At 62.3% G+C, this 14,400-nt stretch carries 14 protein-coding genes; 3 read left to right on the top strand and 11 right to left on the bottom strand.

The features are described 5' to 3' along the window. Window positions 1-6: 6 nt before the first annotated feature. Both WKV53_RS01550 and WKV53_RS01545 read right to left on the bottom strand, forming a co-directional pair. Entirely contained in the window at window positions 7-1,368 is a 1,362-nt protein-coding gene (locus WKV53_RS01550; protein WP_341402580.1) for a DUF1552 domain-containing protein, read from the bottom strand. Beyond that, window positions 1,365-3,881 carry a DUF1592 domain-containing protein gene (locus WKV53_RS01545; RefSeq protein ID WP_341402579.1) on the bottom strand — a complete coding sequence of 839 codons (2,517 nt, stop codon included), beginning with the start codon at window positions 3,879-3,881 and terminating at the stop codon, window positions 1,365-1,367. The genes WKV53_RS01550 and WKV53_RS01545 overlap by 4 nt, the downstream gene beginning before the upstream one ends. Before the next feature lie 131 nt (window positions 3,882-4,012). Here WKV53_RS01545 and WKV53_RS01540 point away from each other — a divergent pair, with 131 nt between their 5' ends. Continuing rightward, on the top strand, window positions 4,013-6,352 hold the full coding sequence (locus WKV53_RS01540) for a glycoside hydrolase family 2 TIM barrel-domain containing protein (RefSeq protein WP_341402578.1): 2,340 nt from the start codon (window positions 4,013-4,015) through the stop codon (window positions 6,350-6,352). A 3-nt stretch (window positions 6,353-6,355) separates the two neighbouring features. On the opposite strand, the gene WKV53_RS01535 is transcribed toward WKV53_RS01540, so the two are convergent. The 6 genes from WKV53_RS01535 to WKV53_RS01510 all read right to left on the bottom strand — a co-directional run bounded on the left by WKV53_RS01535 (window position 6,356) and on the right by WKV53_RS01510 (window position 11,876). Then, the gene (locus WKV53_RS01535; RefSeq protein ID WP_341402577.1) at window positions 6,356-7,321 is read right to left on the bottom strand and encodes a D-2-hydroxyacid dehydrogenase; all 966 of its coding nucleotides are present in this window, start codon (window positions 7,319-7,321) and stop codon (window positions 6,356-6,358) included. A 65-nt stretch (window positions 7,322-7,386) separates the two neighbouring features. Beyond that, complete coding sequence (locus tag WKV53_RS01530) at window positions 7,387-8,094, bottom strand: ABC transporter ATP-binding protein (RefSeq protein WP_341402576.1); 708 nt, start codon at window positions 8,092-8,094, stop codon at window positions 7,387-7,389. Next, window positions 8,087-8,875 carry an ABC transporter ATP-binding protein gene (locus WKV53_RS01525; RefSeq protein ID WP_341402575.1) on the bottom strand — a complete coding sequence of 263 codons (789 nt, stop codon included), beginning with the start codon at window positions 8,873-8,875 and terminating at the stop codon, window positions 8,087-8,089. Before WKV53_RS01525 ends, WKV53_RS01530 begins: the two co-directional genes overlap by 8 nt. Continuing rightward, entirely contained in the window at window positions 8,872-9,792 is a 921-nt protein-coding gene (locus WKV53_RS01520) for a branched-chain amino acid ABC transporter permease (protein WP_341402574.1), read from the bottom strand. Before WKV53_RS01520 ends, WKV53_RS01525 begins: the two co-directional genes overlap by 4 nt. Continuing rightward, the gene (locus WKV53_RS01515) at window positions 9,792-10,703 is read right to left on the bottom strand and encodes a branched-chain amino acid ABC transporter permease (protein ID WP_375341822.1); all 912 of its coding nucleotides are present in this window, start codon (window positions 10,701-10,703) and stop codon (window positions 9,792-9,794) included. Before WKV53_RS01515 ends, WKV53_RS01520 begins: the two co-directional genes overlap by 1 nt. A gap of 30 nt (window positions 10,704-10,733) precedes the next feature. Further along, window positions 10,734-11,876 (bottom strand): ABC transporter substrate-binding protein, encoded by a 1,143-nt coding sequence (locus tag WKV53_RS01510; RefSeq protein ID WP_341402572.1) that lies wholly within the window; start codon window positions 11,874-11,876, stop codon window positions 10,734-10,736. Between the two features lie 130 nt (window positions 11,877-12,006). Here WKV53_RS01510 and WKV53_RS01505 point away from each other — a divergent pair, with 130 nt between their 5' ends. Together WKV53_RS01505 and WKV53_RS01500 are read left to right on the top strand one after the other, a co-directional pair. Next, window positions 12,007-12,342 carry a hypothetical protein gene (locus tag WKV53_RS01505; protein ID WP_341402571.1) on the top strand — a complete coding sequence of 112 codons (336 nt, stop codon included), beginning with the start codon at window positions 12,007-12,009 and terminating at the stop codon, window positions 12,340-12,342. Further along, complete coding sequence (locus tag WKV53_RS01500) at window positions 12,324-12,887, top strand: DUF6036 family nucleotidyltransferase (RefSeq protein WP_341402570.1); 564 nt, start codon at window positions 12,324-12,326, stop codon at window positions 12,885-12,887. The genes WKV53_RS01505 and WKV53_RS01500 overlap by 19 nt, the downstream gene beginning before the upstream one ends. Here the strand turns inward: WKV53_RS01500 and WKV53_RS01495 are convergent. The 3 genes from WKV53_RS01495 to WKV53_RS01485 form a co-directional block, all read right to left on the bottom strand. Then, window positions 12,884-13,135, bottom strand: coding sequence for a hypothetical protein (locus WKV53_RS01495; RefSeq protein WP_341402569.1), 252 nt, complete (start codon window positions 13,133-13,135; stop codon window positions 12,884-12,886). The two genes, WKV53_RS01500 and WKV53_RS01495, sit on opposite strands and share 4 nt — an antisense overlap. Window positions 13,136-13,251: 116 nt before the next feature. Beyond that, window positions 13,252-13,923 (bottom strand): hypothetical protein, encoded by a 672-nt coding sequence (locus tag WKV53_RS01490; protein ID WP_341402568.1) that lies wholly within the window; start codon window positions 13,921-13,923, stop codon window positions 13,252-13,254. A gap of 12 nt (window positions 13,924-13,935) precedes the next feature. Then, a complete protein-coding gene (locus WKV53_RS01485; protein WP_341402567.1) occupies window positions 13,936-14,328 on the bottom strand; it encodes a hypothetical protein in 393 nt (130 codons plus the stop codon). Window positions 14,329-14,400 lie beyond the last annotated feature (72 nt).

The raw sequence follows: 14,400 nt of genomic DNA, 5'->3' as shown, positions 1-14,400 counted from the left end.
GGGAAATCAGACTCCTGCCATGCGGTCCGTGCTATCGCCGAAGCGCTCGAGAGAGGGCGTGCCCATCGCATCGAGCATGTTCAGGTAGAGGTTGCAGAGCGGCTTCTCGTTCGCATCCCAGGCGCGGCCGGGGTTGAAGGCACCGCCGCCATTGCCGGCGAGGACGATGGGGAGATTGGTGTGGGTGTGGCGGTTGCCGTCGGAATTGCCGCAGCCATAGACGATCATCGAATTGTGGAGGATCGATTGGCCGTCGGCGTCCTTCTTTGCTTCCAGCATGCCGAGGAATTCGGAGAAGCGCTCGGCGTAGAAGCGGTCGATCAAGGTGACCTTGCGGATCATGTCCTCGTTGTTGCGATGATGCGACAGGGCGTGATGGCCTTCGGCGATTTCGATCTCGGGGAAGGAGCGATTGCTGCCGTCGCGGGCGAGGATGATCGACGCGATGCGGGTGGCATCGGTCTCGAAGGCGAGTGCGGTCATCTGGAAGACCAAGCGGATGTAGTCGTCGTAGGCCTTCGGGATGCCGTCCGGCGTAGCCATGTCGGGATCCGGGATGTCCTTGAAGCTCTCGGCGGTGACGATGCGCTCCTCGATCTCGCGGACGCCTGTTAGATACTCGTCCATCTTCGCCTTGTCGCGGGCGGTGAGTTCCTTGGAGAGCGACTTTGCATCGTCCATCACGAAGTCGAGGATGGAGCGCTGTTGCTTGTGGCGGCGGGTCAAGCTGTCGCTGCGCTCGCCGGGATTGCCAGAGCCGAACAGGCGCTCGAAGATCAGACGGGGATTCGATTCGGGCGCGAGTGGCGAGGTGGGCGTGCGCCAAGCGAGATTCGACTCATAGGCGCAGGAGTAGCCGGAGTCGCAGCCGCCGGACTTGCGGTGGGGATCGCAGGAGAGTTCGAGCGAGGCGAAGCGGGTGCTGCGGCCGATCTGTTGGGCAGCGATCTGATCGACAGAGACGCCGGCATAGATATCGGCTCCAGCGGTCTTCCGCACGCGGACGCCGGTGAGGAAGCTGCCATTGGCGCGGGCGTGGTCGCCGGCGCCGTCATTGCCGGGCTCGGCGTTCTTGAGGTCGAGGCCTGAGATGACCTGCACGCGGTGCTTGAGCGCTTCCAGAGGGGCGAGAGTGTTCTCCAGCTTGAAGTCAGCACCGGCACCCGAGGCGGTCCATGCGCCGGGTACGGCACCATTCGGGAAATAGAGGTAGGCCATGCGCAGTGGTGCGCCGCTGGCCGTGGTGGCGAATCCGCGTGCGGCGACTTCGGCGGCGGAGACGCGTGGGAGCAGGGCCTCGAGCGATGGCAGGGCCAGGCAGGCTCCCATGCCGCGGAGGAAGCGGCGGCGATTGGTGGCGGCGTTCATGGCGTGGTGCGTTGGCGTTTCTGGAAGGCGGGGGATTCGATGATCCCGGTGATGAGGGTGGAAAACTTGCCGCCGGATTGCTCCAGTCCATCGATGATGGAATCGACGGTGGTGATGTCGCAGGGCTCCGGTCCGCGGCCGAGGGCGTAGGTGAGGACCTTCTCGGTGATGCAGCGATAGTAGTCCTGGCGGCGGGAGGTGACGAGGAGGTGTTTCAGCTCGCTGACATTGGCGAATTTTTCGCCGGTGATGAGCCGGCCTTCGGACGATGGGATGGGCTTGCCGAGTTCCTTTTCGCGGAAGGCACCGAGGGCGTTGAAGTTCTCGAACGCGAGGCCCATGGGGTCCATGCGGCTGTGGCAGGAGGAGCACAGGGCTTTTTCGCGGTGCATGGCGAGGGCGTCGCGCAGGCTGAGTTCCTCGCCGTCGGTGCCTTTTACGGAGGCTTCGAGCGATGGAATATTCGGCGGTGGCGGTGGGGGAGGAGTGCCGAGGATATTATCCAAGATGAAGACGCCGCGTTTCACCGGTGAGGTGCGGGTGGGATTCGAAGTGACGGCAAGTACGGTGCCCATCGTAAGAACGCCGCCGCGCGGGCTGTCGGCCGGCAGCTTCACGAGGCGCATGTCGCCGCCGCGGACGTCCGGGACGCCGTAGTGATTGGCGAGTTCCTCGTTGAGATAAGTGGAGTCGTTTTCAACTAGCTCGAGCAAGCTGCGGTCTTCGCGGAGGGTGCGGCGGAAGAGCATCTCGGCTTCCTTTCTCATCGCACTGCGCAGGGAGCCGCTGAACTCGATACGGCGCTGGCCTGGGCTGCGGAACTTGGCGCGCAAGGTTGTCATCTCTTCCTTCAAGGCGGCCAGCTTGGTATCATCGCGGGCCTTCTCCGCTTCATCGATCTCGCGATTGAGGCGGCGGAAGTTCTCGAAGCGCTCGCGGTTTTCGCGCTCGGTGCCGTTGTCGCGGGCGAGGACGGTGCGGGCATCGATACTGACGCTTTCGACGTCGCGCGCCTGGAGCCATTGGCCGGCGAAGTTTTCGACGAACTCATCCGAGCGGTCGTCCCGGAGCATGCGGGCGACCTGAGTGGAGAGGTTCTGCCGCAGCTCGCCCTTTTCGGCCAGACGGCACAGATCATCGTCCGGCATGGTGGACCAGAGGAAGTAAGACAGGCGCGAGGCGAGCGACCATTCGTCTAACAGCGGGTGCTTGGCCGGGTCGCTTTCCGGGAGCACTTGCTCCATGCGGAAGAGGAAGCGGGGTGAGGCAAGGATCGCGGCGATGGCACGGGCGATGCCTTTTTCGAAGGTGCCGTCCGGGACTTCTGCGGACTCCTTGGCGAAGCCAGCGAGCTTGGCGACGGTGGCGTCATCGACCGGGCGGCGGAAAGCGCGGGTGGCGAAGCGGCGGAGGATCTCGGTGCGATACTCATCGCGTCCGGCGGCATCGTCCGGCACTTGGTCGCGGGTGAAGAACTTTTCGTAATTCGGCGGATGAACCGCGTACTGCGGTTCCAGCGGGCCGACGAGGGTGATGCCGCCGAGTTCCAAGTCAACGAAGGGCGGGCCGTCGCCGAGGTCAGGTGGCTGCTTGTCTTTCCCAACGAGCGGCTCGAGCGTGAGTTGCAGCGGATATTCGCCGGGCTCCCACTTCACTTCGATCTCGGAGATGAGCTTGCTGCCGCCCCACTTCGTTTCTTCCTGAAGCTGTTGCTTGCCTTCGACCGACCAGGTGAGCTTCGAGCGGCCGGGGTCGTAGGAGAAGGATCCGGTGGGGCGCGCATTCAGGATCACGCGGTAGGTGCCGGCTTTCTCGATCTTCAGCTTCGCGGTGAGGTCGGCGGAGTCGTAGAGGGAGAGACGGTATTGATAGTCGCCCTCGCCGCGCTGGCCCTTGCCGCGGAACATGCCGGCGGGGAAGGTTTTGCGCGGGGTGACCCGGTTTTCCTGCGGGAGGCCTTTTTCGACGATGGTCTCGGCGGCCTGCATGTATTTCTCCAAGAGCATCGGCGAAGTGGTGAGGACGTCGCCGATGTTATCGAAGCCGTAGCCGGTGTCGTCGGCGGGGAATTCCTCGTCGGTGCGGAAGTCGTAGCCGGTGAGCTCGCGGATCGTATTGCGGTACTCGACGCGGTTGAGGCGGCGGAGGGTGACGCGGCCGGGATCGGGATTGGCGGGGTCGAGCTTGAGCGGGCCGCGCTTGATCCAATCGACGAGGGTCGCCAGTTCGTCCGAGGACGGGCGGTCCTTTTTCGGCGGCGGCATCAAGCCGGCGCGAACATTGCGCAACGCATGGTCCCAGAGCTTGGTCTGGTCCATCAGGGCCGCGGTGGAGCCGAAGGCATCAAAGCTGACCTTGCCCTTGTCCTCGCCGTCACCGTGGCAGGTGTAGCAGTAGTCCTCGAGGATCGGCAGGATCTTGCTCTCGAACACCGCGGCAGGATCGTCCGCCGCGCCAGAGGTCTGGCAGGCGAGGAGGGCGAGCAGGAGGGTGGAAGTGGCGCGGACAGGCATTGGAGATGGAACGTCGAGGAGCGGCCCGCAGGTAACGTAGCAAACCCAAGAGGTTTTGCAGCAAAACGGGCTTTGCTGGATAACCCATTCTGGGAGCTTTCGGCGCGGGTTTGATTCCCTTGAACTGTGGCATGCTCCGCGTTTCGCCGATCCCCTCGCTTGGTTTTTTGGCAGCAATCCTCAGCTCCGGCGTGTTTGCGCGGGAAATCGTGCCATTTGATGACGCCTGGCAATTTCACCAGGGCGAGGCGGCGGGGGCGGAGAAAGAAGGTTTCAGTGGAAACGGCTGGGAGACGGTCTCGGTGCCGCACGACTGGAGCATCGCCGGGGCTTTTGACAAATCCGCGCCCGCGACTGGCTCGGGCGCGTGGCTGCCGTCCGGCGTGGCATGGTATCGCAAGGAGTTCCCGCTCGATGCCAAGGGCAAGCAGGTGTGGGTGGAGTTCGATGGGGTGATGGCGAATGCGGAGGTGTGGATCAATGGTCACTCGCTCGGCAAGCGACCGAGCGGCTATGTGAGTTTTCGCTACGATCTGACGCCTCATTTGAAGGCGAAGAACGTGCTGGTGGTGAAGGCGGACACGACGCCTCAGCCGGCGTCGCGATGGTATGCGGGTGCGGGGATTTATCGGCATGTCCGGTTGGTGGTCGCGGAGCCGGTTCATGTCGCGCCGGGCGGTGTGTTTGTGAGTACGCCGAAAGTCGATGCGGGGGAGGCTACGGTGAAGATTGAGACCAAGGTGGCGAACGCCGGTGCGAAGGATTCTCGGGTCAATGTCCGATCAACGGTGATGAATCCCGACGGGAGTCCCCTTGGCTTCGTCGCCTTCGACGTTTCCGTCGCGGCGGGAAAGGAAGAAGATGTTTCACAGCAGCTCGCACTATCACCACCCAAGCTGTGGGATCTCGATCATCCGAATCTCTATCAGCTTGTCACCACGATCAGCATCGATGGCAAGGCGGTCGATGAGGTGAAGACCGCGTTTGGCATCCGCAGTGCGGAGTTCACGACGGATCGCGGGTTTGTGCTGAATGGGAAGCCGGTGAAGATGAAGGGCGTTTGCTTGCACCAGGATGGTGGGGCGGTGGGTGCTGCGGTTCCGCTCGCGGTGTGGGAGCGACGATTGAAGAAGCTCCGGGAGCTCGGGGTGAATAGCATCCGCACGGCTCACACGCCGCCCTCGCCGGAGTTCCTAGATCTCTGCGATCGGATGGGTTTCCTGGTGATGGATGAGTTCTTCGACTGCTGGCTGAAGGGGAAGAACAAGCAGGATTACCATCTTTACTTTAAGGAGTGGTCGCACACCGACTTGCGCGATGGTGTGCTGCGCGACCGCAATCATCCGAGCGTGGTGCTCTACTCGGTGGGCAACGAGATTCACGATACGCCCCAGGCGGATGTGGCGATTCCGATTTTGAAGGGGCTGGTGGAGGTGTGCCATGCGGCTGATCCCAGCCGGCCGGTGACGCAGGCGTTGTTCCGGCCGAATGTGTCGAAAGACTTCACCAACGGGCTCGCGGACTTGCTGGATGTGATCGGCGTGAATTATCGCGATGGGGAGCTGCTGCAGGCGTGGAAGGACAAGCCGGGTCGCAAGATCATCGGGACTGAGCAAGGGCACGATCGCTCGACGTGGTTTGATTGCCGCGACAATCCGCAGCATGCGGGACAGTTCCTGTGGACGGGTATTGATTACCTTGGCGAATCGAAGACGTGGCCGGTGACGACCTACAATTCGGGTTTGTTAGACCGTGCGGGTTTTACCCAGCCGCGCGGGGTGGAGCGGCAAAGCTGGTGGAGCGACAAGCCGATGGTGGGTGTTTTCCGGCGCATCGCGGCGACGGAGGATACGCCGGCGGATCCGGGCTACGAGTCGGTCGAATGGAAGCGCCGGCAGGTGCTATTTTCCGATTGGACGCCGGCGGACCAGAAGGCGCATGACGAGAACGTGGAGGTTTACACGAATGCCTCCGAGGTAGAGCTGGTCCTCAATGACAAGTCGCTGGGCAAGAAACCGGTTCGCAAGGATGTGGCGCTGAACTGGAAGGTGCCGTTTGAGCCGGGAACATTGAAGGCGGTCGCTTCGAATGGAGGCAAGGAGGTCGCGACGAATGTCCTGCGCACTGCGGGGAAGCCGGCGAAGGTATTACTGAAGGCCGATCGCGAGGGGCTTTCGCAAGCTTGGGAACGCATGGTCAGCGTCGAGGTCTTTGTGACCGATGCGAATGGAGTGGTGGTGCCTTCGGCGGCTAACAAGATTTCCTTCAAGGTGGAAGGCGCGGGCAAGGTGGTGGCGGTGGACAATGGCTCGATTGTGAGCCTGGAGCCTTTTCAAGCGAGCACGCGCGAGGCGTTCCAAGGCCGAGCCCTAGTCATGCTGCAAGGGACGCAGGAGCAGGGGAAGGCGGTTTTGAAAGCCAGTGCGGAGGGATTGCAGGCCGGGGAGGTGGTGTTCCAGTGGAAGCAGTGAGGGTCACATGATCCGGTTCACCAGTTTCTCGGCCTTTTCGTAGCGGCGGAGGTTTTCGAGGAAGTGTCGGATGAGGACGCGCGATTCTTCGAATTGGCCGCCGGCGGTGTGCGGGGTGATGTGGCAGTTCTCGCAGGTCCAGAGGATGTGGTCGTCGGGCAAGGGCTCGGGGTCGGTGACATCGAGCCAGGCGGCGCCGAGGTGGCCGGACTTGAGGGCGGCGGCGAGGTCTTCCTGATGGGTCGTGGTGCCGCGGCCGATGTTGTAATAGATCGAGCCGGGCTTCATCTGCGCGAAGCGGGTGGCATTGAACCAGCGCAGGGATTCGGCGTTGTCGGGGAGGATGTTGATGACGTGGTCGGCTTCGCCGAGGGCGGCGGCGACTTCGTCGGGAGTGACGATCTTCACCTTCTCATCGCCGCGGACGTTGCGGCGCATGGCGGTGATGTCCATGCGGAAGGGGGTGAGCAGCTCGATCACGCGCTCGGCGATGGCACCGTAGCCGATGATGAGTAGCGACTGGCCTTGGAGGAGCTTGCTCTCGCGGCGGAGGTCGTTCCATTCGGGCGAGCCGTTTGCGCAGCGTGACTTGAGGGCGCGGGGGAATTGACGGGCGTTCGCGAGCATGAAGGCGAGGACGTGCTCGGCGCAGGGATCGTCGTAAACGTGGGAGCTGTTTGTGACGGTGACGCCTTTCGCCTGCACGGCGGTGCGGAAGTCGGCGGTGTCGTAGCGGGTGTAGCCGGCGGTGCTGACCTGGAGCCACTTCAGGTTCGGCGAGGAGAGGACGGCATCGACGCGGGGTTGGCCGAGGACGATGTCGGCCTCCTGCATGATCGGGTCGGTGGGGACGTCGGCGAGGACGGAGGCTCCGCTTTGTGAGGGGCGCAGGAGTTCGTGTGGGGCGATGCCGTCGCGGAGATACTCGAGAAGCTCCGGGGTGGTGGTGAGGTCGGTGAAGATTTTCATGGCGAAGCGGATGTGAGGAGCGTGGACCTGCGGTCCTCGCCGTGTCGACAGAATGTCGATACTCCTTAGGCGCCGAGGTAGGCTTCCTGGACCTTGGGATTCGCCTTTAGCTCGGCGGAGGGACCTTCGAGCAGGATCTTGCCGGTCTCAAGGACGTAGCCGTAGCTAGAGACGTCGAGCGCGAGATTGGCGTTCTGCTCGACCAGCAGGATGGTGAGGCCTTGCTCGCGGTTGATTTCGACGATGCGCTCGAAGATCGACTTCACCAGCAGTGGGGCGATGCCGAGCGAGGGCTCATCGAGCATCAGGAACTTGGGATTACTCAGCAGCGCGCGGCCGATGGCCAGCATCTGCTGCTCGCCGCCGGACATGGTGCCAGCGGCCTGGTTCTCGCGTTCCTTGAGGCGAGGGAAGAGGCGGAAGACGTAATCAGTCTGCTTGGCGATCCATGCCTTGTCGCGCTGGAGGTAGGCACCCATCGCGAGGTTTTCCTTCACGGTGAGATTGGCGAAGACCATGCGGCCCTCGGGGACGTGGCAGAGGCTGCGGGAGACGATCTTGTGGGCGGGAAGATTGGTGATTTCCTCACCGGCGTAGCGGATGCTGCCGGATGCTGCCTTCACCAAGCCGGAGAGAGCGCGCAGGGTGGTCGATTTGCCTGCTCCATTCGCTCCGATCAAGGTGACGATGCTTCCTTGCGGCACTTTCAGGGATACCCCGTGAAGTGCCTTGATGGCCCCGTAGGACACGTGGAGATTGTCGACCTCAAGCATGCTCGATCGGGGTGGCGGCGGCTCCGAGGTAGGCCTCGATGACCTTCGGGTGGCACTGGATTTCCTTCGGGGTGCCTTCGGCGATCTTGCGGCCGTATTCGAGCACGGCGATGCGCTCGCAGATGCCCATGACGACCTTCATGTCGTGCTCCACGAGCAGGACGGCGAGCTGGTATCGGTCCTTGATGAAGCGGATGAGGTGCATGAGGTCGTCCTTCTCGGACGGGTTCATGCCGGCGGCGGGTTCATCAAGCAGCAGCAGCTTCGGCTTGGTGGCGAGGGCGCGCACGATTTCCAAGCGGCGCTGGTCGCCGTAGGGGAGGGAGGTCGCCATTTCGTCGCGGCACTTTGCGAGATCGAAGATCTCCAACAGCTCCAAGGCGTCCTTCTCGATGGTCGCCTCACTGTTCCGCCAGCCTTTGCCCCGCCACAGCGAACCGAGGTAGTTCTGGGTATTGTGGAGTTGCTTTGCGACGCGGATGTTGTCGAGCACGCTAAGCGAGCCGAAGAGGCGGATATTCTGGAAAGTGCGGGCGATGCCTTGGGCTGTGAGGCGGCTCGGTTTGATCCCGGCGGTGCATTTGCCGGCGAAGCGAATGGTGCCTGAGGTCGGCTGATAGACGCCGGTGATCATGTTGAACGCCGTTGTCTTGCCGGCGCCGTTCGGGCCGATGAGACCGACGAGCTGGCCTTCGTCGATGGTGGTCGTTAGTTCGCTGACCGCCGTGAGGCCGCCGAACTTAATCGTGACGTTCTCGAGTTGCAGCAGCGGCGTGCTCATGCGGCGGAAGAGCGGCGCTTGAGATTGATCGAAAACAGGCCGCCCGGGCGCAGCAGCATCATGAAGATGATGAGCAGCGCGTAGACGATCATTCGGTATTCGGCGAAGTCGCGCAGCAGCTCGGGCAAGACGGTGAGCAGGATGGCGGCGGCGATGACTCCGACGGTGCGGCCCATGCCGCCGAGGATGACCATGACCACGATCTCGACGGACTTCAGCCAGTCGAAACCGGTGGGCGAGAGGAACTGCTTGTGGTGGGCATAGAGCCCGCCGGCGATGCCTGCGAAGAAGGCGCCGGTGACGAAGGCGGTGACCTTGTAGCGGACGGTATTGATTCCGGACGACTCGGCGGCGATCTCGTCATCGTGCACGGCGAGGAAGCCGCGGCCGTAGGTGGAATTCACCAGTGCGGTGATCGCGTAGATGGTCAGGGCGGCGAGGCCGAAGGTCCAGCCGAGGGTGGTGAACTTCGGGATGCCCTTCAGGCCGCTGGCCGCGCCGACGGCCTCGGTATTCTGCGCGATCACCCGGATGATTTCCCCGAAGCCGAGCGTGACAATGGCGAGGTAGTCGCCGCGCAAGCGCAGCGATGGAATGCCGACGCAGAGGCCGACCACGGCCGCGAGAACGCCGCCGGCCAACAGCGAGAGGGGAAAGAACAGCTTGGCATTTGCCCCCATGTGCAGGGAGAGCCAGGCGGCGAAGTAGCCGCCCACGGCCATGAAGCCGGCGTGGCCGAGACTGAATTGGCCAGTGTGGCCATTGATGAGATTCAGGCTGACGGCGAGGATGATCGCGATGCCGACATCGATGACGATGCCGAGGTAGTAGCGATTCATCTCACCGGAAAAGAAAGAAGCGAGCACCGCGAGTGCGATGCCGACGATGAGCCAGCGTTTTGCTCCGGAGAAGGGCATCAGACTTTCTCGATGGTGGCGCGACCGAGGAGGCCGGCGGGTTTGAAGAGCAGGATCAGGATCAGGATCCCGAAGGCGATGGCATCGCGGTAGTTCGAGAGTCCGGGAATGCCGCCGGCGAAGGTTTCCAGAATACCGATCAGCAGGCCGCCGAGGACGGCACCCGGCAAGTTTCCGATGCCCCCGACGACCGCAGCGATGAAGGCGCGAAGGCCGGGCTGCACGCCCATCAGCGGCTCGATGCCCGGGGCCTTCATCGAGTAGAGGATGCCCGCCACTGCGGCGAGTGCCGAGCCAAGGCCGAAGGTGAAGGAGATGATGCGATTCACCGGCACGCCCATCAGCGAGGCCGCTTGCTGGTTGTAGGAAACGGCGCGCATGGCGGTGCCGACGCGGGTTTTCTGGACGATCAACCACATCGCACCGAGCAGCAGCAGGGTGACCACGGGGACTAGAATGTCCGTGCTGCCGATGACGAGGTTGCCGAAGGTGAATTGCTTTTCAGGCAGTAGCTTAGGGAACGAGCGGGTGGCCGAGCCCAAGACCGCATCGTTCTGACAGGTGAACTCGATGAACAGTGATACGCCGATCGCGGTGATGAGCACCGTGAGCTTCGGTCGCTTGCGCAGCGGCCGGTAGGCGAGAAACTCGATCAACATGCCGATGCACGCGCAGATCGCCGCAGCGAGGATGATGACGAGAATCGCGCCCATCACTGACTGCGGGCCCAGCGCCTTCTCCACCATCGGTGCGAGGAAGAAGGCGGCGAAGGCCCCGAGCATCAGGACATCGCTGTGGGCGAAGTTGATGAACCGCAGTACCCCATACACCATCGTGTAACCGAGAGCGATGAGGGCGTAGATCGATCCCAGCCCGAGACCGTTGATGAGCTGCTGGATCGTCTGCTGAATGTCCATGCCGTTCGCGCCGCTAGGTTCCGATCAAGGATTGACGGTGGCGGTGTAACGGAACTTGCCGTCTTCGATCTTGATGAAGACGAGGGCCTTCACGGCGTCGCGGTTCTTGTTGAGCGAGAACTTGCCGCTGACGCCTTCGAAGTCCTTGGTGGCGGCGATTGCATCGCGGAGCTTGGGTCCCTCGGTGGTGGCGGCGCGCTTCATGGCATCGGCGAGCAGCATGGCGGAGTCGTAGCCGAGCACGGCCATCGCATCCGGTGTCTTGCCATTGAATTTCTTCTTATAGGCATCCACGAAGGCGGTCATCTTCGGCGTGCCTTGGTCGGCGGCGCAGTGGGTGGAGAAGTAGTTGCCGTTCATGGCTTCCTTGCCGATATCGAGCAGCACGCTGCTTTCCCAGCCGTCTCCGCCGAAGAGCGGGACGGAGAGGCCGAGCTGCTTGGCCTGGATCGCGATGAGGGCGACGTCCGTGTAGTAGCCGGGGACGAAGACCGCCTGTGGATTGCCGTTCTTGATGGTGGTGAGCTGGGCCTTGAAGTCCTTGTCGCCGCCGTTGTAGTCGAGCTCGGTGACGAGCGTGCCGCCATTGGCGAGGAACTTCTCTTTGAAGAACTTCGCGAGGCCCTTGCTGTAGTCGCTCTTCACGTCGGTGAGCATCGCGATCTTGGTGGCCTTCAGTTCGCCGGTGGCGAAGTTGGCAAGGGCGGCTCCTTGGAAAGGATCGGTGAAGCAAGCACGCGAGATATAGTCGCCGACCTCGGTGACCGAGGGATTGGTCGAGGCGGGCGAAATCATCGGGATTTTGTTATCCTGACAGACCGGCGCGGCTTCGAAGGAGCGGCTGGAGGCGACTTCGCCGAGGACGGCGACGACGCCGTCCTTCGAGATCAGCTTGTTGACGGCGTTGGTGGATTCACCGGGTTTGGACTGGTTGTCCTCGGTGAGGAGCTGGATTTTTTTACCGAGGACGCCGCCGCCGGCGTTGATTTCCTCGACGGCGAGCAGGGTGCCCTCATGGGAGGAAGTGCCGAAGGTGGCTTCCTTGCCGGTGAGCGAGGCGAACTCGCCGACCTTGATCGCGTCGCCGCCACCCTTGTTGCAATTGGAGAGACCGAGGGCGGCAATCGATGCAGCGAGGGCTGGGAGGGCGAAATGGCGGATTTTCATGGGAAAAGGGCTCGGGTCGTAAAACCGGAGCGAACGCTAGGAAGCCGTCCGGGAGAGCGCAACCGTAAAGCAGACGGCGTGCCCCGGAGCGCGGCTTGCGGGGCGGCCGGTCGGCTGATAGGGTGTGGCCGTGATTCCGGAGGACTACGTCTGGCTGAACCCGCTGATTTACCAGAAGTGGCTGTTTACCGCCGACAAGATCGAGCGGCAGCCGGAATTGCTGGAGATCCCGCTGCGGAATATTGAGCGGTGGATCAAAATGGACCGGCTGGGGGATGTCCGGGCGCTGGTTATTTGGCGGGAGATGATTGAGCGGGCGCAAGCGTCGGCGGAAGGGTTTGCCGAGCTACTGGCTTTTCTGCGAGATGACGGGGAGTATCCGCGGATGCTGAAAAGCTGCTCGCCGTTTCCGGGGGTATTGAATGACGAGGAGCTCGACCAGTTCGCATGCGCCTGGACACATTGAAGCATTTGGCCCGGGTCGTCTTGGGCACCTCCGAGGCGGAGAAGATCATCGTCTTTGGATCAGCCTCCCTACTGCCATTGTTTCCGGACCTTGGCGATGATCATGGTGGTCCACTTTCCAAGACCTTTGACGCGGATATGGTGCCTCTTCCGTTTGAAGAAGAGGTCGGAATCATGCTCCACAAGATGTTCGGCGAGGATCGAGCATTCCACGATCATTTCGGATACTACGCCGACATTGTCCGTCCCTTCGCCTTTGAGCAGTTTCCCAAGGACTGGGAGGAGCGGTTGGTGCCGGTGCCCGGAGTTGAACGGGCGTTCTGTTTAGAGCCGCACGACATGGCGGCTGCCAAGTGCCAGGCGGGGAGGCCGAAGGATATCGAGTTGCTGGCGCTGCTTTTTTCGACTGGCCGGCTGAATCCTGAGCTCGTCAAGGAGAGGCTCTATGAGGTTCCGATGCGCGAGGCGATGATCGTGAAATCCCACCAGACGCTGGAAGAGGCGATCCAGCGGGCGGGCAAGGATTGCGGAGGGGAGGTCGACTAGTGTCCGCGGTCGATGCTAGGTGCTTCGTCGCGAAACAGAAGTTCCGGAGCTTGGGGGAAGACTTCGTGGGCGTCGTGCAGGTGGCGGTCCGTTCTGAGGGTGGCCACGCTTTTCGCGATGGCTTCGAAGGGCGATCGGGTGACCGTGCCGGTCCGGAGATTCGCCTCGGACATGAGAGCCGCGACGGCATAGGCGGAAACGCCGGCCACGGCCATGAGGACTACACCGGTGGAGAGAGGCGACTTCACAGTTGGTATTCGTCGCAAACGCGCGATTTGTGACAAAAATTAGTTCCGGGCGCAAAATTGGCGTTTTGGCGGGGCTTCCGGCGGGTGCTGAAGACGGAATCAGGCGGCGCGGGAGGTCATTGCTCGCTCGTCAAGGTCGCCGCGCGGATCGGCCGGATTGAGACGAGGATCCGGGCTCTGAGTTCGTCGAGCTTCTGAATCGAGCATTCGTAGTCGTTCTGAGGATCGACAAAGTGCGAGTAGCCTTCGTTCCAACCGGATTTCTTCCGGGGATCGCCAGCCGGGAGGGCTTCAATCTGGCGGATCTGCTCTAGGAGCTTCCGTTTGTCCTCCACGGCATCTTCTTGGCCGAGGATCTCCTTCGCGAGCTGTTGCTGCTGCGACTCCAGTCTCTCTTTGGCGACTGCCGCGGCCACGTAGGCGACGTTCAGGGCGGTGGGGGCCTTGGGATGGGCGAAACGAATGGAGACGGCGGGCTCCTTGGACTTTGGTTCGAAGGTCAGCAAATTGCCGAGCTTGGCTGCCTTTTCATCCCGCTTGGGATCCCATGACTTGGTGAAATTGCCGCGGATGGCGACTTCCAGGAGGAAGCCCTGATCGTTGCGGAGTGCCTCGAGGGCACTCGTCAGTCCGGCGGGATTGAAACCGGGCGGTGCCGTATATTCCAAGACGGCCTCGGCTTGCTTTGGGTTGCCGGGGGAGAGGATGAGGAAAATCAGTGCCGCGATGGCCAGCAGGCCTGAGACGATGAGGGAGATGACCTTGAGGGTCTTTCCGGAGCCGTTCATGAGACTCCCTGATCAGAAGTCCGCACGGGTTTCTCCGCCGGCGGGGTAGCCGGGGAAAATCGCCCCGCGAGTGGGATAGCCCGGGAAAGTCTCTTTCCGCTTCTCCGTCCAAGGCTCGGTCCAGCGGATTTCAGCGTCGGCAGGGCGATGAAGGACCGGGACTTCGACAGGGCTTCTATCCTCATCGGGTTTTTGGGAACCCGCGAGGGCGAGGCCTCTGGTGATGTCATCGGGAACCCGGCGTTCCGTTTTGATGAGGGCGATGCTCTTCCAGATGGCTTCCATCGGAGTTCTAGCGATGGTGCCGGTCCACATATTCGCCTCGGCGATAAGCGCAGTGATGGCGTAGGCGGAGATTCCGACAATCGCCATTACAAGGACACCAGCGGGAAGGGGCTGCTTCACTCTTGGTATTCGTTGCAGACGGACGGTTTCTGACAAGGATAAACTTTGTGACGCAAAGTTTTGATTCGGCGA

The sequence above is a fragment of the Luteolibacter sp. Y139 genome (genome assembly GCF_038066715.1).
GTDB classification, from domain to species: domain Bacteria; phylum Verrucomicrobiota; class Verrucomicrobiia; order Verrucomicrobiales; family Akkermansiaceae; genus Haloferula; species Haloferula soli.
The sequence above is the reverse complement of the archived record's forward strand: the minus strand, read 5'-3'. Positions and strand labels throughout refer to the sequence as shown.

Bases quoted from the DNA above. Each gene is read 5' to 3' on its own strand.
- WKV53_RS01550 (WP_341402580.1), bottom strand. From the start codon at position 1,368: ATGAACGCCGCCACCAATCGCCGCCGCTTCCTCCGCGGCATGGGAGCC.
- WKV53_RS01545 (WP_341402579.1), bottom strand. From the start codon at position 3,881: ATGCCTGTCCGCGCCACTTCCACCCTCCTGCTCGCCCTCCTCGCCTGC.
- WKV53_RS01540 (WP_341402578.1), top strand. From the start codon at position 4,013: ATGCTCCGCGTTTCGCCGATCCCCTCGCTTGGTTTTTTGGCAGCAATC.
- WKV53_RS01535 (WP_341402577.1), bottom strand. From the start codon at position 7,321: ATGAAAATCTTCACCGACCTCACCACCACCCCGGAGCTTCTCGAGTAT.
- WKV53_RS01530 (WP_341402576.1), bottom strand. From the start codon at position 8,094: ATGCTTGAGGTCGACAATCTCCACGTGTCCTACGGGGCCATCAAGGCA.
- WKV53_RS01525 (WP_341402575.1), bottom strand. From the start codon at position 8,875: ATGAGCACGCCGCTGCTGCAACTCGAGAACGTCACGATTAAGTTCGGC.
- WKV53_RS01520 (WP_341402574.1), bottom strand. From the start codon at position 9,792: ATGCCCTTCTCCGGAGCAAAACGCTGGCTCATCGTCGGCATCGCACTC.
- WKV53_RS01510 (WP_341402572.1), bottom strand. From the start codon at position 11,876: ATGAAAATCCGCCATTTCGCCCTCCCAGCCCTCGCTGCATCGATTGCC.
- WKV53_RS01500 (WP_341402570.1), top strand. From the start codon at position 12,324: ATGCGCCTGGACACATTGAAGCATTTGGCCCGGGTCGTCTTGGGCACC.
- WKV53_RS01490 (WP_341402568.1), bottom strand. From the start codon at position 13,923: ATGAACGGCTCCGGAAAGACCCTCAAGGTCATCTCCCTCATCGTCTCA.